The sequence below is a fragment of the Alistipes montrealensis genome, assembly GCF_018362775.1.
Classification (GTDB): Bacteria; Bacteroidota; Bacteroidia; order Bacteroidales; family Rikenellaceae; genus Alistipes; species Alistipes montrealensis.
Genome location: NZ_JAGYXY010000006.1, coordinates 131,764 through 158,348, shown reverse-complemented (window position 1 = coordinate 158,348; position 26,585 = coordinate 131,764). Strand labels below are relative to the sequence as shown.

Genomic DNA, 26,585 nt, shown 5'->3' with positions numbered 1-26,585 from the left:
ATATATACAGAGGCTTAATATGCAAATTTTGGGATGCTAGATTTTTATTTTAAAATTTTATTAAAATTAACGCTTATGGTAAGAAAAATTGTACTATCGTTAATTGCTATTTTGGGCCTCTGTGCGTATGGATTCGCCCAAAACCGGCAGGTTTCCGGTACAGTTGCCGATGCGGAGGGAAAGCCCGTCGCAGGCGCTACGGTCCTGGTGGATGGTACGACCGTTGGTACGACAACCAACGCATCCGGCCAATTCACGATTTCGGCCCCTACCAACGGAACCCTGTTGGTGACGTTCATCGGCTATGAAGCCCAACGTGTTGCAATCGCCGGCAAAAGCCAGCTGAAAATCACGATGAAAGAGGATGCGCAGGCGATCGACGATGTAATCGTCGTTGCATATGGTACAGCCAAGAAGGAGGCTTTCACCGGCTCCGCATCGGTGATGAAGTCGGAAGATATAGGCAAACGTCAGGTTTCCAATATCTCGAACGCACTGGCCGGCGCCGTAGCCGGTGTGCAGGCAGTCTCTTCGAACGGCCAGCCGGGTGAGAGTGCAAAGATCCGCATCCGCGGTATCGGCTCCATCTCGGCGAGCAGCGCCCCGCTCTACATCGTGGACGGCGCACCCTACGACGGATCGCTGTCGTATCTGAACAGCGCCGACATCGAGTCGCTTACGGTTCTGAAAGATGCCGCCGCATCGGCCATCTACGGAGCACGCGGTGCAAACGGCGTCGTCCTGATTACGACCAAGAAAGGTAAATCGGGCGATGCGAAGGTCAACTTCGACGCCAAATGGGGTACGAACTCCCGCGGTGTGCCCAACTACGACGTGATCTCCAATCCCGGCCAGTATTACGAACTGGGCTATCAATCGCTGTTCAACAGCCGCTACCAGGCCGGCAGCTCGCTCGCCGAAGCCCGCGCCTTCGCCAACTCGGCACTGTTCGACAGCAACAACGGCGGTACGGGTTACAACGTCTACACGATTCCCGCAAAGCAGACGCTGATCGGTTCCAACGGCAAGCTCAATCCCAACGCGACGCTGGGTTATTCGGACGGTGAGTACTACTACATTCCGGACGATTGGTATGAAGAACTGTTCGGCAAGGGCAACCTCCGCCAGGAGTACAACGTTTCGATCGCGGGTGCTTCGGACCGCTTCAACTATTTCATGTCGGCCGGTTATCTCGACGACTCGGGTATTATCGAGAACTCGGGCTTCACCCGTTATTCGGCCCGTCTGAAAGCGGACTACCAGGCAAAAAAATGGCTTAAGGTGGGTGCGAACATCAGCTATTCGCACGCCATTTCCAATGCACCCACGGGGCAGACCGAGAACGATACCGGTTCGTCGGCCAACCTGTTCTACCTGGCTAACATGATCGCCCCGATCTACCCGATGTATGTGCGCGATGTCTACAAAAACATCAAGTACGACGACCATGGTAACAAGATTTACGACTCGGGCGTGAACACCAACCAGACCCGTTCGTTCTCGGGCGGCGCCAACCCCATGATTTCGATCGATCTCGACCGCCACCGCTCCTACACCGACGCGGTGAACGGCAACTGGTTCGCGACCGTAACCCCCATCGAGGGGCTGAACTTCACGGCCAACATCAGCGCCAGCGCCATCAACCGGCGTCTGAACCGTCTCTACAACTCCTACTACGGTTCCTATATCGGCAAAGGTTCGACCTCTGTTTCGCATTCGCGCACATTCGGCGTCAACCAGCAATATCTGGCGACTTACAAAAAGACTTTCGCCAACAAGCATAATTTCGACGTGCTGGTGGGCTTCGAGAACTACTCGCTGAAAATGCAGTACCTCTATGGCAGCAACACCGACCTTTACAACCCGAACATCGGTGAGTTGGACAACGCCATCTACGAAACGCCGCAGGTAAGTTCTTACACGGACACTTACTTCACGATGGGCGTCCTGTCGCGCCTGCAGTACGACTACGACGGCAAATACTTCTTCTCGGCCTCGTACCGCCGCGACGCTTCGTCGCGTTTCCATCCCGACAACCGCTGGGGTAACTTCGGTTCGGTGGGCGCCGCGTGGCTGATGTCGAAAGAGACGTTCCTCCGCGACGTGAAATGGCTCGACATGTTGAAACTGAAGGTTTCGTACGGTATTCAGGGTAACGACGACCTGCTGGACCAGAGCGGTTACAGCAACTACTATCCTTATCAGGACCAGTTCCAGGTAGGCCGTGTTGACGGCGACTTCTCGCTGACGCTCAACTACAAGGGTAACAAAGACATTACCTGGGAGTCGTCGCACTCGTTCAACGTCGGCGTGGAATTCGGACTCTGGGACGGACGCCTGAACGGAGGTATCGAGTATTTCTCGCGCAAGACTTCGGACATGCTCTACTACAAGCCCGTACCGCCTTCGCTGGGTTACTCGCGGCAGCCGCTCAACGTAGGTTCGATGCGCAACGCCGGTATCGAGGTGGAACTGAGCGCCGGACTGCTGCGTTACAAGAACTTTACGTGGGACCTGAACCTCAATATGACCCACTACAAGAACAAAATCCTTTCGCTCGACAAGGATATTTCGGCGAATGGAATCGTCGGCTCGATGTCGATCCGCGAGGTAGGTGGTTCGATGTACGACTCTTACCTGAAAACCTATGCGGGCGTCGACCCCGAAACGGGTAAATCGCTCTGGTATATGGACCCGGACAACGGCGATTATTCGACTACGGACGTTTTCGATGACGCTCGCCAGGCCCGTCAGGGCAGCACCCTGCCCAAAGTCATGGGCGGTTTCGGCACTTCGCTGAACTTCTACGGCGTCGATATTTCGGTACAGTTCGCTTACCAGCTCGGAGGTCGTCTCTACGACAACACCTACCACCAGCTGATGCACTACGGCGATGCACTGGGTACAAACTGGCACAAGGATATCCTCAAGGCCTGGACGCCCGAACACACCAACACGGATGTTCCGCGCCTCAACTCGTCCGACGACTCGTACCAGAAATATTCGTCGCGATTCCTCGTCAGCTCCAACTACCTCTCCGTCAACAACCTGACGGTAGGTTATACGCTTCCCAAGAAGTGGACCGACAAGATGCGCCTCGGCAGCATCCGCATCTACTTTGCGGGCGACAACCTCGCTGTCTTCTCGAAGCGCGAAGGTCTCGACCCCCGAATCGTATTCGGCGGAACAGGGACGGCGGACAACACCTCCTACTCGGCCCTGCGGACTTTCTCGGGCGGTATTAACTTGACGTTCTAATACAGGTAGAAACAACTAAAAACGCATCTATGAAAGCAATTAACAAGATATGGATATTTGCCCTGGGAACGGCGGTTATGGCATCATCGTGCTCCGACCTCGACACGTTTCCCGAAAGCGGCGTGGTAACCGAAGATCAGAAGAAAGAGGTCGTGGAGGACAATCCCGACCGTCTTCAGGCCGACATCAATACGCTGTCGTCGATCTTCGTCCAGTTACTGCCCAACTGGGCCGGCGGCAACGACCAGGTATTCCACAACGACTTCAGCTATCCCGCGGTCTGCATCGCTACCGACGGTAACGGCTCCGACATGGTGTCGGATAACAGCGACTACGAGTGGTTCTCGGTGGCGTTCGAATATTCGGACCGTAACGCCAACTACGCCGTGCCCCTCTTTACGTGGAATTTCTGCTACCGGCTGAACAAGCAGGCCAACGACATCCTCGCGACGATTCCCGAAGATACGGATGACGAAAAACTGATCCACTACCGTGGCCAGGCGCTCGTGGCGCGTGCATTCGCACACTTCACGCTGGCGCAGCGCTTCCAGTTCACCTACAAGGGCAACGAGGACAAGCCGACGGTTCCCATCGTAACGTGGGATATGCCCGTCGAGCGCGTCGGCGCCAATCCCCGCGCTACGAACGCCGAAATCTACAAGCAGATCTACGACGATTTGACACAGGCTATCTCCGACCTCGAAGGTTTTCAGCGCTCGGGCAAATCGGCCGTCAACCAGAATGTGGCTTACGGCATGCGTGCCCGCGTGAATCTCGTGATGAACAACTGGGGAGAAGCCGCTACGGACGCCGCGTCGGCCATGGAGGGCTTTTCGCTGCTGACGAAGGAGGATGTGTCGGCTCCCGGGTTCAACGAAGCTACGGCATCGTCGTGGATTTGGGCCGGACTCTACAAGGCCGCCGATACCCCGGCCAACTACCGGAACATCACCTGGGGCGGACACCTCTGCTCGTTCAACAAGGGTTATACCACGAGCCAGGGCCTGTACAAGCGCATCAATTCGCTGCTGTACAACATGATTCCCGAAACCGACGTGCGCAAGGGATGGTGGATCGACACCAACCTCTCGTCGCCGCTGCTCGACCACATGGATTGGGACGGCGTAACCGGTTCGGCCATCAGTTCGCTCTCGATTCCCAATGTGAAGCGTGCATTCGTGCCCTATACCAATGTGAAGTTCGCACCCTTCGAGAATAAGTGCGGTACGGACATCAATGCCGGCGACTGGTGCATCATGCGCGCCGAGGAGATGCTCCTCATCCAGGCCGAGGCCATGGCCATGGGCGGCAACCTCAACGGCGGCAAGTCCCTGCTGGAAAACTGGGTGAAAACCTACCGCAACGAGGAATATACCTGTGCTGCATCGACTCCCGAAGCTTTCCAGAACGAAGTCTGGCTGCAGCGCCGCATCGAATTGTGGGGCGAAGGACACGCCTACACCGACATCATGCGCCTGAAGAAAAACGTTGTGCGCTGCACCACGGCCGGCAAATCGGACTTCCCCGACGCTTGGGCGTTCAACATCGCGGCCGACGACGGTATCCTGCTGATGCGCATTCCCACCCGTGAAACCAATGCCAATGCGGCCATCGACCCCATCAAGGACAACAACACCGGAGGTACGTTCCCCGTCCACGGAAGCGGTGCGGGCCTGACCGACGGAGTGGTCGTGAAATAGTGTAGAACCGGATTAACATTGACAAATATGAAAACACTCAAGAGTATATTATATGCGTTTATAGCGGTGTTCATCTTCGCGGGCTGCGATGATGACGGCGACTATCTGGCCGGCGCGCCCGAGAATCCCGATTGCTATAACGTCTATTTCCCCGCGCAGGATAATGCCTCCGATGTGGAACTCGACCCTGCGGCCGATACCAAGCTGAGTTTCATCGTACGCCGCCTCAAGAGCGACGGAGCGATCACCGTTCCCGTTTCGGTGAAAAAGAACCAGGGCAACGTCTTCGCCATTTCGGCCATCGAATTTGCCGACGGTCAGGAGGAGACCAGCTTCGACGTGAACTTCCCGGAGACGGAGGTCGGCACGAAATACGCCTGTGAAATCAATATCGACGACACGAAGTATGCTTCCGTCTATGGTGAGAAATCCGTCGGAATGACCTTTTCGGTAACCCGTGTCAAATGGAACCTGCTTACGGGCGGGGCCGGCGAGACCAAGGGTAAGTGGCGTGACGACGTGATTTCGTCGCTGTTCGGCGTGACTAATGCCAACGCCGAAGTCGAACTCGAAATTTATGAGCGCGACGACCGGCCGGGTTACTACCGCATGATTCCCTACACGCAGACCCTTATCAGCGCCCTCTTCGGACGCAACGTAGGTTCCTGCACCGAACCTTATACCATTATCGACGCAACGGATCCCGACAAGGTCTGGATTCCCTATCAGACTACGGGTGTTACGCTGGGTGGCGACGGTGAGATCGAGATTGCATCGAAGATCAACAAGAACATCCCCTCCGTTTCCGAGGCTGCCAGCCTCTACGGAACGCTGAAGGACGGTGTTATCACCTTCCCGGCCAGCAGTATCTACGTCAACTTTACGATTTCCGGCGGTTGGTACGGAGCCAATGCCAGCGGCATGCAGCGGATTGTCCTCCCGGGAGCCAAAGTTTACGACTATACGCTTTCGCTGTCGAAGACCGAACCGAAGAACGGCGTGGTAGAACTCGGCTTTACCTTCGGCGCCGACGTGGCGAAGGTGCAGTACGCCTTCTTCGAGGGTGCGCTCAGCGATGCCCTTGCCGAAGCCAAGTCGAAAGAGATGGCGGAAGGCGGACTCCCGACCCAGGAGATCGCTGCAACGGGTACGGTCAACGCCGTGATGAACGAAACGGGCATGTACTCCGTGCTGGGTAACGTCTACAATGCGGCCGGCGAATTGCAGGGCTACTCGTACCTCGCCTTCGGATACGTCAAGGACGGCGACGAGAAGCCGGTTCTGATGAGCGTAGGCCTGAACATCACCGACAAGTATGCAAACAAGGGCTACACCGCCGAGGATTCGGCCGAATTCTGGGCCAACGGCCAGGAGATCGAGTCGGGTTACTACGGACTCTATGAGACCGAAGCGCTTGCAGGTGCGACCGAAGCCAACCTGATTACGCTCGTTACCTCTTCGCAGGGCATGAAGTTCTCGGCTGAAAATCTCGAGGCCATCAACAAGGCCGACGGTACGTTCGCACTGATGCTCGGCGGCCTGAACGGCGGAACGAACTATACGCTGCTGGTATACGCTTACAACGGCTATGTTTCGAAGCTGATGACCGCACAGGCTACGACCGAAGGCACGCCCCATCCGCTCAAGCGCAACTACACCATGGACGACTTCCTGTCGACTCAACTCTCGAAAGCCGACATGTGCAAGACGTGGAACTACTACGCGGGAACAATCAGCAACAGCGTTGCGTCCGGCAAACGGGCCAAGGTCGGCACGGTTACCATTACCGACAACACGACGGCGGACACCGCGGATGCGGATTATCTCAACATTTCGGGTCTGTCGGGCATCGGCCGGCTTATCGGCGGCGACGACACCATGCTGATCGAATACTACAACGGCGTTCTTTACTCGATCTCCGACCAGATCATCGGAAGCTATGGCGGGGAACCGGTATCGTACTGGATGACTACCACTACGCTCAAAGCCTATTCGGTCGATTATGCGCTGATCGGCGGTCAGGTGGTAGACGGCTACCTCGCTTTTGTCGCCAACCCCAATTACATAGCAAGCAATGGCCTGACGTTCGACGGAATGCGGTTCCTGACCTTCTCCGACGAATCGCTGGGAACGGCTACGGGCGGCCTGGTATGGCTTTACAACCTGATGCTCGAAGACCCGGGCAAAGCCGTGCCGATGTCGGCTCCCGCTGCGACTGTAACCCGGCCTCAGCTCGAAAAGATTTCGTCGGCCTTCTCCGCACCGGATAATTTCGTCGAACTGCGCGGCCGCGAACGCATGCGCGCCCTGATCGACGAATACATCCACTCGGACAGGGACGCCTCGAATGTCGCCCGGCCGGTCATGACGGTCGTAAAATCCGAAGCGAAGACAGCCAGTGCCCGGGTAACCGTATCGCAGGGCGTGGCTCCCAAAGTTTCGGCCCCGGTGCAGGTGATGGTGAAAAAAGGTGTTGACCTGGTTAAATAGTCGGAACTGTTAACCAGATAAGATCGGGAGGATCCGGTCTGAAACGTCCGGATCCTCTCTTTAAAATCAAGAAAAATATGGCTAATAGAAAATTCTTACTTATAGCAGCGCTGCTGATGGCGGCTTGTACGTCCGATCCCATGGAGGAACAGCCCGGAGAAAACGGCGCTCCCGAAATTGCTCCGGCGCATAAGATCGTCAATACGTCCGTTAGCGCCGAACAGGGAACCCTGTTGGTTTATTTCGACGACGAGGCCGTCGGGCAAGTCGAAAATATGGCGGCAATCGCAGCCAAAACCCGCGCTGCCGTGACCCGTTCGGGTCTCGTGAAGGTCGACGAAGTGCTCAGCGCACTCGACGTGACCAGCCTTCGCCGCGTCTTCCCTTACAACGCCAAAAACGAGGCGCGCGCACGCGCTGCCGGCCTCCACAAATGGTATGTTATCGGTTTCGACGCCGAAGCCGACCTCGACGAGGCTGCCCGGCAACTGGCCGCCGTTTCCGAGGTGGAGCACGTGCAGTTCAACACCCGCCTCATGCTGGCCGACGGTCATAAACCCGCCCCGCTGCGTACGGGTTCGGCTGTAACCGCCGCTACGACTCCCGTTGTTACCCCCGCGTTCAACGACCCGGAACTGTGGCGCCAGTGGCACTATGTCAACTACGGTAATACGGGCATCGCCCAGACCTCGCGCGTCGGTGCCGACATCAACGTCCGGGAGGCCTGGAAACTCACGGGAGGCGATCCTTCGGTGATCGTGGCCATCGTCGACCAGGGCGTGAAATACTCGCATCCCGACCTGGCCGCCAACATGTGGGTCAACACGGCCGAGCGCGACGGAGTCGCAGGCGAGGACAGCGACAACAACGGCTACAAGGACGACGTACACGGCTACAATTTCGTAACCGGAGGCGCTATCTCGTGGGATATTCCCCACTACGACAAGGATGGTAAATACGATGGCGACAACGGCCACGGAACCCATGTCGCCGGTACGGTTGCCGCCGTCAACAACAACGGCGAAGGCGTCTGCGGCGTAGCGGGCGGCACGGGCAATAACGACGGCGTGAAACTCATGTCCTGCCAGATTTTCTCGGGCGGTTCGGGCGGTACGGCCGCCATTTCGGCCGAGGCGATCTATTATGCGGCCAACAACGGTGCATCGATCATCCAGTGCTCGTTCGGATACCCCGCCGGAGCCGCGACCTCCGACAACGCTTATGCCAACGGCGCACGCGCAGAGAAGCAGGCGATCGATTATTTCATCAGCACGAAGAACTGCGACGCGATCGACGGCGGACTCGCCATCTTCGCGGCCGGAAACGACGCTACGGGCATGTCCGCCTACCCGGCGGCTTACCGCGACTACATCTCGGTAACGGCCTTCTCGCCCGACTTCCTGCCGGCCTACTACACCAACTACGGTCCCGGCTGTAACATCGCCGCTCCGGGCGGTGACTACGCGATCTCCGCAGACCAGGAGTCGAGCGAGGTACTCTCGACGGTTCCCTCCGAACTGGCCGACTTCGCAGGTAGCGACTACGGCTTCATGCAGGGAACCTCGATGGCTTGTCCGCATGTTTCGGGTGTGGCCGCACTGGGACTTTCGTATGCACTGAAGAAGGGCAAGACCTTCACAACGGATGAGTTCAAGGCGATGCTGCTGACCTCGGTGAACGACATCAACTACTACCTCGAAGGTACGAAAACGTCGGCCGCTACCATTAACCTCGGCCTCTACTACGGACAGATGGGAACCGGTGCGATCGATGCCTACCAATTGCTCATGCAGATCGAAGGCACGCCGTGCATGCGGGCCAAGATCGGTGCTTCGCAGCTCATTCCGCTGACGACGTATTTCGGCGGCGGCGCATCGGACCTTACCTATACTGACGTGACCATGTCGCAGGCAGACATGGATAAGCTCGGCATCACGGAAGCGCCTAAGATCGTTTTCGGCAAGTTGCAGATTCTTTGCACGAAGCCCGGAGCGGCAAAAATCGCCATTACGGCCATTGCCGGCGGCGAGAACCTCGGCGGAGGCAATTCGATGGGCGGCCAGGCAGTTACCAAGGAGTTCGCCATCGTTGCCCGCGCTACGGAAAACGCAAACGGAGGTTGGTTATAATAAATGAAAAACTGAGAATATGAGAAAGACTCTTTATACCTTATTCGCCGTGCTCGGTTTGTGCTTGTTTGCCGGCTGTTCGGACGACAACGAAAACAACTCGCCGCTGGCCAAACAACTTGCCGGCGAATGGCACTTGGCTTCCTGGAACGGGGCCGCCCCCGTCGATTTCGATGCCTACATATCGTTTACATCCGGCGGCTCGTTTGAAATCTACCAGCAGATAGACCAGCCCGGCTACCAGAAATATTCGGGTTCCTATAAGCTCGACGACGCGACCCTTTCGGGTAAGTACAGCGACAATACGCCCCTGGCCGGCGGAGCTTACGAAATCTCGTTCGACGAAGCAGGCAACACGCTTACGATGGTGAGCGATCCTTCGGTCGGCGAAGTGAGCGTCTACACCCGCAAGGCGATTCCCGAATCGATCAAGAGTGGCGCCAAGGTGGTGAAATCATCCCGCTCGGCAAGCCGGCTGTTGTTCTAACGCCTCCGGTTACTGTTAAGTAACCTTTCGCCGCAAGGCCTTCCGCGTAAATCGTTATGCGGAAGGCCTTTTTTCATTGTATCCGGGTATCGGTTTGGTAACCATACCCTTTCCTGTCAGTTACCTGAAATCGGGTTAATATTCGTTTAAAGCGTTGATCTATAACGAATTGTTTGTTCCAAGCAAAACGACTCTGGAGTTTGCTTGTTTTTTATTTTAAAAAACAAATTAGATTAACGCTTATGGTAAGAAAAATTCTACTATCGTTAATTGCCGTTTTGGGTCTGTGTGCCTATGGCTATGCCCAGAACCGGCAGATTTCCGGTAAAGTCGCCGATGCGGAAGGTAAACCTGTTGCAGGTGCGACGGTTATGGTCGACGGCACGTCGACCGGTACGACCACGGGCACGGACGGTAAGTTTACCATCTCCGCTCCCGCCAACGCTACGCTGGCGGTTTCGTTCATTGGTTACGAGTCGCAGAAAGTGGCTGTCGCGGGAAAGACGCATATCGACGTCGTGTTGCGCGAGGACGCCCAGGCTATTGAGAATGTCGTGGTAACAGCCTTCGGCACTACGACGAAAAAAGACCTTACGGGTTCAATCGCGACTATCCGCGGTGATGAACTTTCGAAGCGCCAGGTTTCGACCGTTTCGAAAATGCTCGAAGGCGCTGTTCCCGGCGTGCAGTTGACCACGGCGACCAACCAGCCCGGTACGGATGCTGCGATCTACGTCCGCGGCGTCGGTTCACTCAATGCAGGCAACGGTGCGCTGATCGTGCTTGACGGTTCGCCCTATCAGGGCAGCCTGTCCGACATCAACCCGGCGGACATCGAGTCTATCTCTGTGTCGAAGGACGCTACCGCCAACTCGCTCTACGGTTCGCGCGCCGCCAACGGCGTGGTCTTCATCACGACCAAGCGCGGCAATCTGAACAATCCCACGGTCAGCATCGACACCCGGTTCGGTATCAATACCCGCGCCATCCCCGAGTATGACCTGATCACCGATCCCGGGGATTATTTGGAGGCACAGTGGCGCTCGATGCGCGACACGAAGTGGGTTGAAAACGGCGGTGACCTGGCTGCCGCAGCTCTCTATGCTTCGCAGGAGGTGTTGGGCGCGCACGGTAATTACAGCCCCTATAAGTATTCGTCGACCTACCTGATCGATCCCGCGACCGGCAAGCTCGACCCGTCGGCCAAGCGTTTGTACAGCGAGCGCTTGCAGGATGAATTGTTCAAGTCGGGATTCCGCAACGAGACGAACGTTTCGGTCAGCGGAGGAAACGAGAAGTCGGACTACTTCATTTCGCTGGGTTACCTCAAGGACGAATCCTATGTGATCGAGTCGGGCTTCGAGCGTTACAGTGCCCGTATAAACGTCAATACCAAACTGCGTAAGTGGCTCAAGGTGGGTGCGAACCTCTCCTACGCTCACACCATCCAGGACAATGTGCTGGAAAGCAGTTCGGCGGCCAGTTCCGCATTCGCCACGGCGCGTTCGTGGGCTCCGGTGTTTCCGGTTTACGCACGCGATGCCGAGGGTAAAATCAAGTACGATGAAAACGGCGACAAGGTTTACGATGTCGGTACGGGACAGACCGACGGCACGACGGCCCGTCCCGGAACGGCCGGACAGAACATCATCGCCACGCTGAAGATGGATACGCGCGACATCAAGCGCAACAACCTTCAGGGCCGGGCGTACGGAGAGATCTATTTTCTGCGCGACTTCACCTTTACGTCGAGCGCGTCGCTGGGCTACCGTGCTTCCGACGAGCTGCTGTTTTACAACCCCTACATCGGCGACGGTGAAGGGACCGATGGCAAAATCAACAAAAAGTCGACGGATGTTTACGACCTCGACCTGATCCAGATGCTCAACTACAAAAAGACGATCGGACGCCACAGCATCAACGCTTTGGTCGGCCACGAGTACAACAGTTGGGTACGCGATTACATGGAAGTGTTGAAGACCAAGATTTACGACCCGAAAAACCCGCAGTTGAACAATGCCGGGGATATGTCGGCAATCGAGGGTTATCAGGATGTGCTGCGCATCCAGGGTTACTTCGGTAAACTGGAGTACAACTACGACAACCGTTACTATTTCTCGGGCGGTATCCGCCGCGACGGAACCTCGCGTTTCAAATACCATCCGTGGGGCACGTTCTGGTCTATCGGCGGTTCGTGGCGCATCGGAGCCGAGAAGTTCATGGAGAAAACGCACAGTTGGCTTTCGGAACTGAAGCTCCGCGCTACCTACGGTACGCAGGGCAACGAGGACCTGTCCAACTATTATCCCTACACCGACCAGTATAACGTAACTATTTCCGAGGGTAAGCTGGGTACGGAGATCTACTATTACGGCAATCCCGACCTGACGTGGGAGAAGCAGAAGACGTTCGACGTGGGTCTGGACGTGGGCCTGCTGAAAGACCGCATCAACCTGACGGTGGATTACTTCATCCGTGTGTCGGACGGCCTGCTCTTCAAGCGTACGAAGGATATTTCGACCGGCCGCGCGTACGACTGGTACAACGTCGGCAAACTGCGCAACTCGGGCTTCGAATTCGACGTGAACTTCAAGATCATCCAGAAGAAGGACTGGTACTGGGACGTGTCGGTCAACGGTTACACCTATGCCAACAAGATGCTCAACCTGCCCGACGAGTACAAGGAGTCGGGTATGCCCAACGCCAATCAGCGTATTTACGAGGGTAAGGATATTTACCGCTGGGAGATGCGCCAGTATGCAGGCGTGAACGAAGTGGGTAAGTCGCTCTGGTACATGGATCAGGACATCCTGGATGATGCCGGCAACGTTGTCGGCGTGGAGAAAGTTACCACTGACGATTCCACCAAGGCGACGCAGTATCTGCTGGAGAAGAGCGCTCTTTCCGATTTTACGGGTGGCCTGAACACCTCCCTGCGCTGGAAAAACCTCGACCTGACGATTATGGCCAACTTCCAGTTCGGCGGTTACGGCTACGATTACGACTATTCGATGTTCGCCAGCTCGAACTTTCCGATGAACCGTCTGAAGAGCTATACCGACGCCTGGAACCCCGAAACGGGCAAAGGTTCGGACCCGATCTGGAACACCGCCGATGCCAACATCAACGCATCTTCGGACCGTTTCCTGGTCAGCAATACCTATTTCAACCTGCGTAACATCACGTTGGGCTACACCTTCCCGTCGAACTGGATGAGCAAGATCGGCATTAAGAGCGCGCGTATTTACTTCGCCTGCGACAACGTCTTCTTCGCTTCGAAGCGTAAGGGCTACGATCCCCGTACGAGCATGGGCGGCCAGGGCGTAAGCGTCAACAGCACGGCGGTTAACGTTCAGGGTACGTACTACTCGCCCATTCGCACGACCTCGGTAGGTCTCAATATTAACTTCTAAGATCGATATCGATATGAAAAAAATACTGATATTTTTAATGAGCGCGGCTGTCGCGGTATCTTGCAGCGACAGTATTTTCGACGTGGACCCGTCGGGAAAAGTCTCTTCGGAAACCCGGGATGAGGTGGCCAAGGACGACCCCGATAAGGTGCTCCAGGGAATCGAGGCATCCATCTATGTGCATTATGCCACCTATTATGTCGGCAATCAGTGGATGACCGGTTTCAAAGGCATCGAACTCGCGTTCGGCCAGGCAGCGCAGGATATGACCATGCTGATGCAGCACAGCATGCACTTCTATATGTATGCTAACGACTATTGGCAGGAGGAGTACTCGCCGACCTCGAACCTGTGGAACATGTTCTACATTCCTATCGCCACGGCCAATGAGATTCTCTCCACGGCTACCACCGAGGCTTCGGCTGATTCGGAGACGATGAAAGCCTACCGTGCGCGTGCGCTGACCTCCCGCGCTTTCGGGTACTACCACCTGATCAACTTTTTCCAGTTCCGGTATTCGGATGCGAACAAGGACCTGCTGGGCGTACCCCTCGCTACCGAGGAGACCCTGGGCCAGAACCTGCCGCGCGCCACGATGGAGCAGGTTTACAAGCGAATTACTGACGACCTGGACGAAGCGTTGGACATCTTTGAGGAGATTGGGTATGACGACACCAGTTCCCGGACCGATTTCGATGCCAGCGTAGCCTCCATTCTGCGCGCCCGCGTCGCCCTCGTAATGGAAGACTGGACCACGGCCGCCTCGCTGGCCGATGATATTCTTGCCAAATATACGCTTGTTTCCAAAGAGAACTATAACAATGGTTTCAACCGTATCGAGAATGTTCCGAGCCTGATTTTCGGTTTCAAGATGACGGCCGACAATTGCCAGACCTATGCAACCTGGTGTTCGCAGATGGACCCCTATATGTCGATTTATGCGGGAACCTGGGCTGAACGTCCGATCCACTCCTACCTCTACGCGCGTCTGAATCCGACCGATGTGCGCCGCGGCTGGTGGCTCAACAAGACGGACAATCCGGACCCGAACGCTGCGACGAGCGGTTATGCGTGTCTGCTTCCCGCTGGACTGCCCAATACGCTCGCTTCGGGCGTGAAGGCCCGTTCGGAATATGTTTCGGTTAAGTTCCGCGGTTACAACGGTGATTGGAACAACACCGACCTGATCTACATGCGTGCCGAAGAGGCCGTCTTCATCAAGGCCGAGGCCGAGGCGCACAGCAATATCGCCGCCGCCAAGAAGACGCTCAAGGATTACGTAACGACTTACCGCGATCCGGGTTACGACATTACGGCCACTTCGCTCGATGACGTTGTCGAAGAGATTATTCTTCAGAAACGTATTGAGATGTGGATGGAGGGCGCTCTGGAGTGGCTCGACCGCCGTCGCCTGAATATGCCGATCGACCGCAGCGACGATGCCGCGATGGAAGCTGCTGGTTTTGTGAACAACCACATCTACAAGGCAAAATGGGAACAGAACGAACCCGGCATGCGTTTCCAGTTGCCGCGTTCGGTGGTGATCGCCAATCCGGCAATCGGCGAGGCGAACCAGAACAAGGTTGAATAAACGCCGCTGTATAGCATTTATCGGGTCCGCTGTCCGTCGGGGCAGCGGACCTTGTTCTGTGTTTTCCCGGCCGGATGATTTTGGCCGCTCCGAGAAAAAAATACCGACAAAATTGCATGCAGCATTTGCAGTATTAAATTTTTTGCTTATCTTTGCACCACGATAATACGGAATACCCCGTTTTTCGCGGATGGTGCCATAGCTCAGTTGGTAGAGCAAAGGACTGAAAATCCTTGTGTCCCCGGTTCGATTCCTGGTGGTACCACTTTTAAGATTGAATAGAACGTTGTAAGTGAATAACTTACAACGTTTTTTCTTTGTCTGAGGTAAAACACAGGTAAAACGAAGATGTGATAGAGGGACCTGTAATCGTGAGGCGGCCGTGTCGGTACAGCGGTCTTTCGGTTACACGACCTTTGACCATTAAACTACTGTTCGATGAATTGTCGGAGCCGGTATTTTGCAGATACCGGCCCCGTTTTTTTATGGAGGCAGTTCGGCATTTCCGCCGGATCGGCAGGGTGGTTTGAAGCCCGGTCGGGGAAACGTTGTGGATCGTCGATTCGTAACGTTTTTGTGTGCTGTGAGGGCGGTTCCTAAGTTTTACGATATTTTTTCGATGGCTTTTCGCTGTTTGTCCGGTTTTCTGTCCGGGGGGCCACTTTCTTCCCGATTCATCCGTCATGCTTTGTTCCGTCTGGTCTTCCGAACCGGATTTTTCGTCATTTAACTATTGACCTTTGTTGCAGCGTGCAATAATTTATCTATTTTTGTGTGTTCCAAAACGTTTGAAAAGTAATGCAAACGGTTTAGTATTCGTAGTGCTCCCGGCAACTACACGTTTGAAGGCAGGGTTTTTTGCGCCTAGCTACAAGCGTGTAGTAAAAATTCATTTCATAATTCCGGTAATTTGCACTATGAAACGGCAGCGGCGTAATGATATTTTGGTAGAACAGGTCGTGGAGAGACTGAAGATGGTCCGCCGTGAACGAGGTTTAACCCAAGAAAATGTCCGGTTCGATACCGACTTGAATATCGGTCGGATCGAAAGCGGAAAACATAGCATTTCGCTGACGACGCTGGCTGATTTGTGTGACTATTACAATGTTCCGCTGGAGGATTTCTTCAAAAAGATAGTGACGCGTTAGTGAAATGAAAGAACCCGGGGAGTGGAGCCCCGGGTTCTGTTTTTTCGTTCAGAGTTGTTTCTCGTAAGCCAGTCGTTCGCCGCTCCGGTAGATGACTTTTCCGCAGTAAGTGAACCCGGCGCGTTCGATCAGACGCAGCATGGTATGGTTGTCGAAGTTGGTGTCGATACGAAATGCCCGGACTCCCTGTTCGAGTGCCAGCGCCTCCGTGCGGTGGAGGAATTCCGCCGCTACGCCTCGTCCCCGCTCTCCGTCTGCGACGGCCAGGCGGTGTACCAGTACGTACGGTTCATCGGTGAGCCATTGGCCCTCGATGGCATCGTATGCCGGTTCGCCGCCGAAAACCACTGCCCCGTAGGCGATTACCGCATGGGGGCCTTCCATGCCGGATTTACAGAGCACATAGCCGCGGCCGCGGCCGATGTCCGCCGAAATGTGCCCCGGAGCGGGGTATCCGTCCTGCCATTGGCGGCTGCCTGCCGCATGCATCCGGGCCTGAGCCTGGCGGATGATCTGCATGATGCGGTCTGCTTCGCAGGACTTTGCCTGCCGGAAAGTCAATTCGTTGTCCATGTTGCAAATATATAAAAATGTTTAAAATATCTTCCCGTCCGGACATTTTTTCTGGTTTTTTGTTTTTGTTGTGTCAATTTGTGACATTTTATCAGTTTTTACTGACTGGCACAGGATTTGACCGTATCGGATATGAACGCGCCGGGAGGCGCGGGAATGGAACGAAACGTTAAACCAAAATAAAACCAAGGAGGACAAAACTATGGTACCTGTAAGACGTAATCAGAATTGGCTGCCGGGCATTTTCAACGATTTCCTGGGCAGCGAATGGCTCACCGAACGCCACAACTCCACGGCTCCCGCCGTCAACATCCTCGAGGATGAGAACGAATATAAAGTGGAAGTCGCCGCTCCGGGTATGACGCGCGACGATTTCAAGGTGCATGTCAACAAGGACAATGAACTGATCATCACGATGGAAAAGCGGGCCGAGCAGAAGGAGGAGGACAAAAAGCACAAGGGGACCTACCTGCGGCGCGAGTTTTCCTATACGCAATTTCAGCAGAGCCTGCTGTTGCCCGACAATGTCGAGCGCGAGAAAATTGCGGCGCGGGTCGAAAACGGCGTGCTGACCATCGGGATTCCGAAAAAGAAAGAGGCTGAAGCTGCCGTTGCAGCCCGCCAGATCGAAGTTAAGTAGGAAAATATTCCCGGAATCGGGAGGGTCCGGAGCACCGGACTCTCTTTTTTTTGTAATTTAGCAGACGGAAAGATCCCCGACATGCACGAGTCTCGGAAAAAATCCCTATCTTTGGTGTGGTTTAGTTTGGTGCAAAAATGGAAAACAGATGAAAGTCGGATTATTCATTCCCTGTTATATCAATGCGGTGTATCCCGATGTGGGGCGGGCGTCGTATGAACTGCTCCGCAAGGTCGGGTGCGACGTGGACTATCCGCTCGACCAGACCTGCTGCGGCCAGCCGATGGCCAATGCGGGCTTCGAGAAAGATGCCCGGGCGTTGGCCGAGCGCATGGATGCGCTTTTCGAGAAGTACGATTATGTGGTCGGCCCGTCGGCCAGTTGCGTGGTCTTCGTGCGCGAAGGCTATCCGCGGTTGCTGGACAATTATAAAGAGCAAGCGTGCATCGATGCGCGCATCTGGGAGATTTGCGAGTTCCTCCACGACGTGGTGAAGCCTGCGCGGCTCGACGCCCGTTTTCCGCACAAGGTCAGCCTGCACAACTCCTGCCACGGGGTGCGCAAGATGGACCTCTCGTCGCCCAGCGAAATGAACGTTCCCTACCATTCGAAACTGCGCGACCTGCTGTCGCTGGTCGAAGGCGTCGAGGTTGCCGAGCCGGAACGGCGCGACGAGTGCTGCGGCTTCGGCGGCATGTTCTCCGTCGAGGAGAATGCCGTGTCGGTAGCCATGGGACGCGCCAAGGTGGATCGCCACATCGCGACCGGGGCCGAATATGTCACCGGGGCCGACTCGTCGTGCCTGATGCACATGCAGGGGATCATCGACCGCGAAAAACTGCCGGTGAAGACCATTCATATCGTTGAAATCCTCAATTCGAAGTTATGAGCACGCATTCCAAAGCCGCGAAGCGGTTCGTCGCCGATGCCGAACGCATGGCCTGGCACGACAAGGCGTTGTACGCCGTGCGTGAAAAACGCGACCGGATGATGATGACCGTTCCCGAGTGGGAAGGGCTGCGGCAACTCTCTTCTCGGATCAAACACCACACCCTGAGCCGTCTGGGGCACTATCTCTGCGAATTCGAACGCCACGCCACGGCCAACGGCATGACGGTCCATTGGGCGAAGGATGCCGCGGAGATGAACGAAATGGTCTGGCAACTGATCCGGGAGCACGGAGGTTCGAACCTCGTCAAGAGCAAGTCGATGCTTTCCGAGGAGTGCGCCCTGACGCCTTACCTGCATGAACGGGGCGTCGATGCCGTCGAAAGCGACCTCGGCGAACGGATCATGCAACTGCTGCACGAGCCGCCCAGCCACATCGTCCTGCCGGCGATCGGCGTGCGGCGCGAGGAGGTCGGCGCGCTGTTCGAACGCGAAATGCACACCGAACCGGGCAACAGCGACCCTACCTACCTGACACATGCCGCACGAAAGGCCCTGCGTCCCAAGTTTCTTGGGGCCGATGTCTCGATGACGGGCGTCAATTTCGCGGTGGCCTCGACCGGGGCGCTGGCCGTCTGCACCAACGAGGGCAATGCCGACCTGGGAACCTCGTTCGCCGACCTGCACATCGCCATCATGGGGCTGGAAAAGGTGATTCCCGACATGGAGGCGCTGGCGGTTTTCACGCGCCTTTTGGCCCGCTCGGGCACGGGGCAGCCCGTCACGACCTATACGTCGCTCTACCGCAAGCCTGCGCCGGGCAAGCGGATTCACGTCATCCTGGTCGACAACGGCCGTTCGGAGTGGTTGGCCGACGCTGCGCACCGCAACATGCTCAAATGCCTGCGCTGCGGGGCTTGCATGAACACCTGCCCGGTCTATCGCCGTTCGGGCGGTTACTCCTATTCGTATTTCATTCCCGGGCCGCTGGGCATCAACCTCGGGATGCTCCGTTCGCCGAAGCTCTACCACGGCAACGTCTCGGCCTGCTCGCTGTGCTACTCCTGCTCGGATGTCTGCCCGGCGCGGATCGACCTCGGGGAGCAGATCTACATGTGGCGGCAGCAACTCGACGGGTTGCGCCTGGCCGATCCGGTGAAGAAACTTTCGGTCAGGGGAATGGATTTTGTCATGGGTGGACGGCGGCGCTTTTACGGCGGTATCGCCTTGGCCCGCGTCGCCGAAAAATTGCCGCGTTTCGTGCTCGAAAACGGGCTGAATCCGTGGAGCGCTCCCGGCCGCGCTATGCCGCCCTTTGCGCCGCAAACGTTCAATGCCTGGTGGAAAAAAACAAAAAAAAGATGAGTAGCAAAGACGAAATACTGAAAAAATTATCCGCCGACGGGATGCCTGAATATCCGCGTCCCGAGGCGGATTTCACGCCCCAGCGGTTCGACGATTCCGCGGCGACGTTTGCCGAGCGGCTTGAAGCTGCCGGAGGCAAAGCCGTGCGGATGCAGCCCGGCGAAACCCTCGACGAGGTGGTTCGCCGCTGTTATCCCGATGCACGGACGATCGCTTCGGTTCTGCCGGAGCTGACCCTTGCCACACTCGATCCCGATTCGGTGGAAGACCCGCGCTGCCTGGTAGATGTCGACCTGGGCGTTGTGGCGGGAGCATTTGGCGTTGCGGAGAACGGTGCGGTGTGGATCGCGCAGGACATCCGCCACAAAGCCCTCTATTTCGGAGCTACGGCGCTCGTGATCGTCGTTCCGAAAGATGCCGTCGTCGACACGATGCACGAGGCCGTCGTGCGGCCCGAAGTCGACGATTTCGGCTACGGCTGTTTCGTGTCGGGACCTTCGAAGACCGCCGACATCGAGCAGGCGTTGGTTTTCGGCGCCCACGGGCCGATGTCCGTGACGGTGGTAATCCGGGCTTAAAGTGTGAGGTGGAGAATGGGGTAGGGTCTGCCCGAGGGGTCCAGCGCATCGCGCGATGCAATGCGAAAGCCCATGCGGGCATAAAATCCCACGGCCTGCGTATTCTGCTCGTTGACATCCACTCGCCGGATTCCGCGGTGGGCGACGAGGTATTCTATGAGTTTGCGCCCCAATCCCTTTCCGCGTGCGGAGGGTGTGACGAATAACATTTCGAGCATATCGGCTTCGACGCCTGCAAAGGCCGCGAAGTCGTTTTCGTTATCCCGTATTACATAGAGTTCCACGGCCTGAAGCGCCTCTTCGCGCACCATGCGTCGGTAAAATTCGATGTCCTTCGGGGTAAGGAATCGGTGCGTGGCGCGTACCGAACTCTCCCACAGGCTGGTAAGGGCGTCGAGTTCGTGCGGAGCTGGAGACGGGAGCTGTTCGATCACTGTCTATAAGAGCATTACGGGAGGTTTGCGCCGGGTGAAACTGCGTGCGAGGGCTGCGGCGAAGGGAGTTTCGAAGGTGCGTGCGCCGACCGGACACCCTTTGACGCAGGCGCAGCAGCGGATGCAGCGGGCCGGGTCCGTGTGCACTTCGTCGCCGCGTGCGATGGCCTGCGTCGGGCAGATCGCGGCGCAGCGGCCGCAATGGGTGCAGCGGCCGGGATCGCCTGCGGGCAGGTAGACGACGGGGTTTTTCTTCTGGCGGCGACGGTAGCCCACGACGAAGCGGATAAACCGCAGCATCGGCAGCAGGGGTGTATGCAGGTCCTTCAGCTTTGCAGCGTCGATTGGCGCCGGCGTCTCTGCCGCGAGTTTTTGGCGGACTGCGGCGCCGAACGCCGCAGCCTGGGCGAGGTCCTGCGCATCGGGCCGCCCTGCGGCAATGGGTGCGGCGTCGGTGCTGTACGAGTGTTCCCCGACGAATGCGGCGGCGGCCACGGGGACGAATCCCTGCCGGGAGGCCAGTTCCGCCAACTCCGCCGCGGCCTTTTCGAAGGCCCGGTTGCCGTAGACGGCGATGATGACGGCGGGCGTTCCCGCGCCGCGGAGCGTTTCGAGCCGTTTTACGGCCGTCGGGGCGACGTGTCCTCCGTAGACGGGGGCGGCGATGACGGCCACTGTGTCCGCCGGCAGCGTCGCGGACTGTGCCGCTGCATGCGTCAGATCGATGGTTTTCAGGGCGGCGGCTTCCGCGGGATCTTCCCCGGCTCGGGAGGCGATGCCCCGGGCCACTGCCGCGGCGATTTTTTTCGAAGTCCCCGTCGGTGAAAAAACGACGGTACAGACGGTTTCCGGTTTCATATTTCGGTGTTGGCTTTTTGCAAAGGTAATCAAAAATCCCGGGCTCCGGACCAAATGTTGCATATTCCGCCTCTTTCGTCTATATTTGGCTCCGCAACTTTAAACGACAGATTATGAGGATCAAAACTTTTGAAATCCGCGTAGACCCGGCTCTGCGCGAGCATGACGAGCGGACGGTGAACGAATTTCTTTCGGCTGTCCGCGTATCGCGCATGCACTGCGGATGCCTGCGAAGCCGCAATTCGTGGACGCTTATTATTTTCTACAACGAAGAGGCTTCCGACGCGCCTGCATTGCAGGCGGCGCTCGTCCGGGAATTTCTGCCTGTAACATCGGACCTTACGCCGCAGGAGTGCGAGCGTTTCGAGGCGCTCCGCCGGTGGCGCGACGCGCGTGCGGCGAACATGGGGCACAAACCCTTTGTGATCGCCTCGAACCGCGACCTGCTCAATGTGGCCCGGGGCGATGTCAGCTCGCCCGGCGATCTGCTCACGATCGCGGGCTTCGGGGCCCGCAAAGCCGAACTTTACGGCGAGGAGATCGTCACTGTGCTCGATTCCGTTTCGGAACCTGTTTTCGATTGAGGGGGCGGAATCGGATTTGTGTTGATAAACATGCGCGCGAATCGGAATTTTTTTTATCTTAGCTGCGACACAACTAATTACATGGAAAAAATGAAAACGAATCTGATTGCCTGCGCGGCGCTGCTGATGACGGCGTGCTGCGGGAATCCGTCGGCCGAGAAGGCCGCGGCGACGAAAACCGAAGTGAAATACGGACCGGAGATCGCCCTCGTGATGCCCGACACCGTGGGTGGAACAAGCGTGAACGAGGCGCTGGCAAACCGCCGCTCGTGGCGTGAATATGCGGCTGCGCCGCTGGCGCTCGAAGAGCTTTCGGGTGTAATGTGGGCTGCCGCCGGCATCAACCGCCCCGGACCGGACCGCCTGACGGCCCCTTCGGCGCTGGCGCTCTATCCGATCCGTGTCTATGCGTTCTTCGCCGAAGGCGTCTATTCCTACGATGCCAAGGGGCAAAAACTGGTGCGTGTGCTGGAGGGCGACCGCCGCAAACTGGCCGGAATGCAGGACTTTGTCTATACCGCTCCGCTGAACCTGGTTTACCTGGCCGACCTGACGGCTTACGAAGGTAAGAACATCCCGGCGGAGCATGTCCGTTACCTCTGCGGGCAGGACGCCGCGGGTTATGCCGAAAACGTGAATATCTATACGGCGGGTCACGGCCTGCGTTCGATCACACGCGGCAGCGCTCCCGAGGCCGAACTGCTGGCAGCCCTCGGGCTGGAGCCTGCGCGTTATTTCGTGGCGCTGGCGCAGACCGTCGGCAAATAACCGTATCGGCCGATGATCCGGGCGACCCATTCGTGGGCCGCCCTTTTTTGTGCCGTCAGTCGGCCGACGGAGTGTCCTGCCCGGATCGGGAGCCCCGCCCGCGTTCCTCCATCGGGGCGATGTAGAACCCCTTGCCGGGCGTCCATTCGACGCAGAACAGTTTTTCCACATCGGGGCAGCCCTCCTCCCGGAGGCGGCGTGTGAGCCAGTGTCGGGTTTTGCCGCAGCGCAGGAGCGAGTCGTCGAGGATTTTGCCGCCGTTGACCAGCAGGTAGGACTCGGGCGGTTCGTTGCGCCGCGAGACGGTGATGCGGCCGTTGGTCTCGAAACGCACGTCGTCCACGTCGAACATCGAAAAAATGCCGTTTTCGCGCAGCAGGGTCCGGAACTGTTCCATTTCGAGGCCGTTGCGGCGGAACTCGCGCAGCACCAACTTGCGGTCGCGGACGAGCATCGCTGTGTCGCCCTTGATCGCTTTGCGGATGCGGCGGAAGCGCATCAGGTAGCGCAGGGCGACGTTCACGGCGGTCCAGACGACGAACGTGAAGACCAACTGCCAGACCGAGGTGTCGGGATTGTAGATGACCCCGCCGACCAGGGCGCCGAGTACGAAAGCGTTGACCGAATCGAGCGGCGTGAGTTGCGCCATTTGGGTTTTGCCCGAGACGCGCAGGAAGAAGATGATTCCCAGCATGCCGACGAGCAGTTTGACGGTGATCGAAAGGTACATAGACGGAGTTTTTGAGGTGGAATTGCAAATTACGGGCAAAAGAATCGCCGTGCCGCAGGCCGCTGCCGGCGATTCTGAATGTCTGTTCGGGCGTTATTGGTTTGTTTTTAGGCGGATATGTTTGGTTTTTGCAGGGTGTTTTCAGGGTGTTGTGTGTTATTATGAATGATGTGGTAAATAAAAAAGTGCACATTGTTGTTCGGTTTTTCCAAAAAATCCCTAACTTTGTGACCTGTACGGGTCTAATCCGCGGTTGTGCGGCGGAAAGGACGATTTGAACGAGAGCCGATGGATGAAGTTTTGTCCGGGTTTGATTACCTGACATATTATTTTTACCTGCTGTACTATAAGTTTATCGGCTATCCGGTCGTGCTGCGTATCTGTATCGCTGTCGTTACGTTGTGCGTGGTTTTCTACCTGTTCCTCGCTCTCTACCTGGCCTATGGCATCTACCGCCGCCAGCGGGAAAAGAATCTTTTCGCCCGCATCTACAAGCGGTTTTATGATCCCCTGAAATCGGTCTTGGCCGACCGCGAGAACCGCACCATCGGCGAGATCGCCGACCTGGTGAATCATGACATCAAAAAGAGCCTCAAGCGCCAGGAGATGCGTTTTTTGGTCCAGGTGCTCATCAAGATCAAGAGCGAGCTGGGCGACAAGGCGCTCAACAACTACAACATGCAGAACGTGCAGGGCGTATTCAAGGTAGGCAGTTTCTTCGAGCGCGAAATCCAGTTCGGGCGGCCGCGGCATAAGATTCAGGCCCTGCTGTCGATCCAGTCGGTCAACGGATACGTCTCCGAGGCCGTGCTGGTGCGTTTCCTCTACCACCGCCGCATCGAATTGCGCCACGCTGCGCGTTTCGCCTACATGTGGCTGAGCCAGAGCAACCCGTTCCGTTTCTTCGACGAGGATACCACGATGAAACTCAGCAAGTGGGACATGGCCGAAATCCATATGATCGTGCAGCACCGCCAGAAGATGGGATTCGTGGTTCCGAGTTTCCTCAAGTGGGTTAACAGTTCGGTCGAGGACAATGTGAAGGCATTCTTCGTGAGCGAGATCAAGCTCTTCGAACAGACCGACAACTGCCCGCCGCTGCTCGACATGCTCAACACGAAAACCTGGACGCTGCGCAACGAGATCATCCGCACGCTCGGCGGCATGCAATACGTCGAGTCCGAGCCGAAGATGGTCGAAATCTACGACGTGCAGCCCGAATACATCAAGCGGAACATCCTGGCCTCCGTGGCCGGTTTGCGGACCGGGCGGGCGCTCGGATTCCTTCACGAAGCCTTTGAGCGTGCCGACGACCAGGGTACGAAACTCTGTGCGCTGACCTGCCTCTACGATTACGGAGAGTCGGGCCGCAGCCTTTTCGGGCAGCTCGAAGCCCTGACGACGGGGTATGCCTCGCAACTTTTCGCCCACGTCAAGAACCCCTTAACGAACCGGGCATGAAAGAGTTTTTGTTCGATTTTTTCAATTATTTCGTATTCTTCTATACGAGTTTCCTGGCGATCAGCTTTATCGTCATGATGTTCCTGTCGTTCATCTCGCTGAAACTCCGCAAGAGCTATTACGACGACAACTACGTGCGCAAGGTGCTGAGCGAATCGCCCTATACGCCCGGCGTGTCGGTGATCGCGCCGGCCTACAACGAGGAGAAGACCATCATCGACAACGTCGACTCGATGCTCGGCCTGGACTATCCGCTTTTCGAGGTGATCATCGTGAACGACGGCAGCAAGGATTCGACGCTCGACAAGCTGATCGAGCACTATGAACTGATCGAGGTCCCCTTCGCCTATATCGAGCGCATCAAGACCCAGCCGTTCCGGCGCGTGCTCAAGTCGACGAACCCCGAGTATCACCGGCTGATCGTCGTCGACAAGGAAAACGGCGGTACGAAGGCCGACGCTTCGAATGCGGGCATCAACGCCGCATCGTATCCCTATTTCATCTGTACCGACGTGGACTGCATCTTGCGCCGCGACGCCCTCTACCGCTGCATCTGGCCCGTGCTCTCGTCGTCGAAGCATGTGATTGCCGTGAGCGGCACGATGCGCATGGCCAACGGCTGCCGGATCAAGGACGGGCAGGTGGTCGAGGTCCGGCCGCCCCATACGCCGATTCCGCTGTTCCAGAACCTGGAGTACATGCGTTCCTACCTGGTGGGCAAGATGGGCTGGTCGGCGATCAACGCCATGCCCAACGTCTCGGGCGGCTTCGGGCTTTTCGACCGCCAGGTGGCCATTGCGGCGGGCGGTTACGACCCGATGTCCTTCGCCGAGGACATGGACCTGCTGGCCCGCATGGTGGGCTACATGTGCGACTTCTCGCGTCCCTACAAGGTCGTGCAGGTCCCCGAGACCTGCTGCTGGACGGAGGGACCCCCGAACCTCGTGGTGCTCTACCGCCAGCGTACGCGCTGGGGCCGCGGACTGATGCAGGCGCTGATGATCCACCGCAAGATGATTTTCAACAAGACCTACCGCCAGACGGGCCTCATCACGCTGCCCTACATGGTCATCTTCGAATTCCTGGCCCCGATCATCGAGGCCACGGGATTTCTCGTGTTCCTCTTCCTGGCTATCACCGGGGCCGTCAACTGGAGTACGATGTGGGTGATTTTCCTGGCCATTTACCTTTTCTGTCAGTTCCTTTCGCTGGTCGTCGTCGCCTACGACTATTACCTGGGCACGCTCTACCGGCGGGGCTATGAATACATATGGATCATTGCAGCATCCATCCTCGAACCGTTTATCTACCATCCGCTGATCACCTTTTTTTCGCTGAAGGGGTATCTCAACCACCTCATGTCCCGCGACTACAAGTGGGGCCAGATGACGCGCAAGGGTTTCAGCCAGCGTGATGCGGCCGTAGCGGTGGACAGGCCGAACGTTCCCCCCCCCTCGGTTGGTGGGACTACTCCTGGTAATGATCATTAA

20 protein-coding genes and 1 tRNA gene are annotated in these 26,585 nt (G+C 57.0%); 17 read left to right on the top strand and 4 right to left on the bottom strand.

The annotated features are described in order from the left end of the window. The first annotated feature begins 75 nt into the window (after window positions 1-75). The 9 genes from KG007_RS12485 to KG007_RS12445 all read left to right on the top strand — a co-directional run bounded on the left by KG007_RS12485 (window position 76) and on the right by KG007_RS12445 (window position 16,216). Complete coding sequence (locus KG007_RS12485) at window positions 76-3,258, top strand: SusC/RagA family TonB-linked outer membrane protein (RefSeq protein ID WP_213349228.1); 3,183 nt, start codon at window positions 76-78, stop codon at window positions 3,256-3,258. 29 nt (window positions 3,259-3,287) lie between these two features. Beyond that, entirely contained in the window at window positions 3,288-4,958 is a 1,671-nt protein-coding gene (locus KG007_RS12480) for a RagB/SusD family nutrient uptake outer membrane protein (protein WP_195462020.1), read from the top strand. Window positions 4,959-4,985: 27 nt separating this feature from the next. Next, window positions 4,986-7,448, top strand: coding sequence for a hypothetical protein (locus KG007_RS12475; protein ID WP_213349226.1), 2,463 nt, complete (start codon window positions 4,986-4,988; stop codon window positions 7,446-7,448). Window positions 7,449-7,525: 77 nt separating this feature from the next. Beyond that, entirely contained in the window at window positions 7,526-9,577 is a 2,052-nt protein-coding gene (locus KG007_RS12470; protein WP_195462018.1) for a S8 family serine peptidase, read from the top strand. Window positions 9,578-9,596: 19 nt separating this feature from the next. Then, window positions 9,597-10,064 (top strand): lipocalin-like domain-containing protein, encoded by a 468-nt coding sequence (locus KG007_RS12465; RefSeq protein ID WP_213349223.1) that lies wholly within the window; start codon window positions 9,597-9,599, stop codon window positions 10,062-10,064. A gap of 242 nt (window positions 10,065-10,306) precedes the next feature. Continuing rightward, on the top strand, window positions 10,307-13,477 hold the full coding sequence (locus KG007_RS12460; protein WP_213349221.1) for a SusC/RagA family TonB-linked outer membrane protein: 3,171 nt from the start codon (window positions 10,307-10,309) through the stop codon (window positions 13,475-13,477). 13 nt (window positions 13,478-13,490) lie between these two features. Continuing rightward, window positions 13,491-15,068 carry a RagB/SusD family nutrient uptake outer membrane protein gene (locus tag KG007_RS12455; protein WP_195461472.1) on the top strand — a complete coding sequence of 526 codons (1,578 nt, stop codon included), beginning with the start codon at window positions 13,491-13,493 and terminating at the stop codon, window positions 15,066-15,068. Between the two features lie 192 nt (window positions 15,069-15,260). Next, window positions 15,261-15,333: transfer RNA gene (locus KG007_RS12450), tRNA-Phe, on the top strand. 652 nt (window positions 15,334-15,985) lie between these two features. Beyond that, window positions 15,986-16,216 (top strand): helix-turn-helix transcriptional regulator, encoded by a 231-nt coding sequence (locus KG007_RS12445; RefSeq protein WP_195461471.1) that lies wholly within the window; start codon window positions 15,986-15,988, stop codon window positions 16,214-16,216. A gap of 48 nt (window positions 16,217-16,264) precedes the next feature. On the opposite strand, the gene KG007_RS12440 is transcribed toward KG007_RS12445, so the two are convergent. After that, window positions 16,265-16,789 carry a GNAT family N-acetyltransferase gene (locus KG007_RS12440; RefSeq protein ID WP_195461470.1) on the bottom strand — a complete coding sequence of 175 codons (525 nt, stop codon included), beginning with the start codon at window positions 16,787-16,789 and terminating at the stop codon, window positions 16,265-16,267. Window positions 16,790-16,991: 202 nt separating this feature from the next. Between KG007_RS12440 and KG007_RS12435 the strand changes: the two genes are divergently transcribed. From KG007_RS12435 to KG007_RS12420, 4 genes are all read left to right on the top strand, one after another. Beyond that, the gene (locus KG007_RS12435) at window positions 16,992-17,429 is read left to right on the top strand and encodes an Hsp20/alpha crystallin family protein (RefSeq protein ID WP_195461469.1); all 438 of its coding nucleotides are present in this window, start codon (window positions 16,992-16,994) and stop codon (window positions 17,427-17,429) included. A gap of 148 nt (window positions 17,430-17,577) precedes the next feature. Further along, complete coding sequence (locus KG007_RS12430) at window positions 17,578-18,318, top strand: (Fe-S)-binding protein (protein WP_213349218.1); 741 nt, start codon at window positions 17,578-17,580, stop codon at window positions 18,316-18,318. Further along, window positions 18,315-19,682, top strand: coding sequence for a lactate utilization protein B (locus tag KG007_RS12425; protein ID WP_213349215.1), 1,368 nt, complete (start codon window positions 18,315-18,317; stop codon window positions 19,680-19,682). Before KG007_RS12430 ends, KG007_RS12425 begins: the two co-directional genes overlap by 4 nt. After that, window positions 19,679-20,260 (top strand): LutC/YkgG family protein, encoded by a 582-nt coding sequence (locus KG007_RS12420; protein WP_213349213.1) that lies wholly within the window; start codon window positions 19,679-19,681, stop codon window positions 20,258-20,260. Before KG007_RS12425 ends, KG007_RS12420 begins: the two co-directional genes overlap by 4 nt. Here KG007_RS12420 and KG007_RS12415 read toward each other — a convergent pair. Continuing rightward, on the bottom strand, window positions 20,257-20,694 hold the full coding sequence (locus KG007_RS12415; RefSeq protein WP_213349210.1) for a GNAT family N-acetyltransferase: 438 nt from the start codon (window positions 20,692-20,694) through the stop codon (window positions 20,257-20,259). The genes KG007_RS12420 and KG007_RS12415 overlap by 4 nt on opposite strands. A 3-nt stretch (window positions 20,695-20,697) precedes the next feature. Continuing rightward, a complete protein-coding gene (locus KG007_RS12410; RefSeq protein WP_213349208.1) occupies window positions 20,698-21,552 on the bottom strand; it encodes a 4Fe-4S binding protein in 855 nt (284 codons plus the stop codon). A gap of 113 nt (window positions 21,553-21,665) precedes the next feature. On the opposite strand from KG007_RS12410, the gene KG007_RS12405 reads away from it, so the two are divergent. Then, window positions 21,666-22,136, top strand: a complete 471-nt coding sequence (locus KG007_RS12405; RefSeq protein WP_213349206.1) for an HRDC domain-containing protein — start codon at window positions 21,666-21,668, stop codon at window positions 22,134-22,136. A 90-nt stretch (window positions 22,137-22,226) separates the two neighbouring features. Continuing rightward, entirely contained in the window at window positions 22,227-22,904 is a 678-nt protein-coding gene (locus KG007_RS12400) for a nitroreductase family protein (protein ID WP_213349204.1), read from the top strand. A gap of 55 nt (window positions 22,905-22,959) precedes the next feature. On the opposite strand, the gene KG007_RS12395 is transcribed toward KG007_RS12400, so the two are convergent. After that, window positions 22,960-23,634, bottom strand: coding sequence for a DUF421 domain-containing protein (locus tag KG007_RS12395; RefSeq protein WP_213349202.1), 675 nt, complete (start codon window positions 23,632-23,634; stop codon window positions 22,960-22,962). Between the two features lie 288 nt (window positions 23,635-23,922). On the opposite strand from KG007_RS12395, the gene KG007_RS12390 reads away from it, so the two are divergent. Next, on the top strand, window positions 23,923-25,095 hold the full coding sequence (locus tag KG007_RS12390; RefSeq protein WP_213349199.1) for a HEAT repeat domain-containing protein: 1,173 nt from the start codon (window positions 23,923-23,925) through the stop codon (window positions 25,093-25,095). After that, window positions 25,092-26,585, top strand: a complete 1,494-nt coding sequence (locus tag KG007_RS12385) for a glycosyltransferase family 2 protein (protein WP_213349196.1) — start codon at window positions 25,092-25,094, stop codon at window positions 26,583-26,585. Before KG007_RS12390 ends, KG007_RS12385 begins: the two co-directional genes overlap by 4 nt.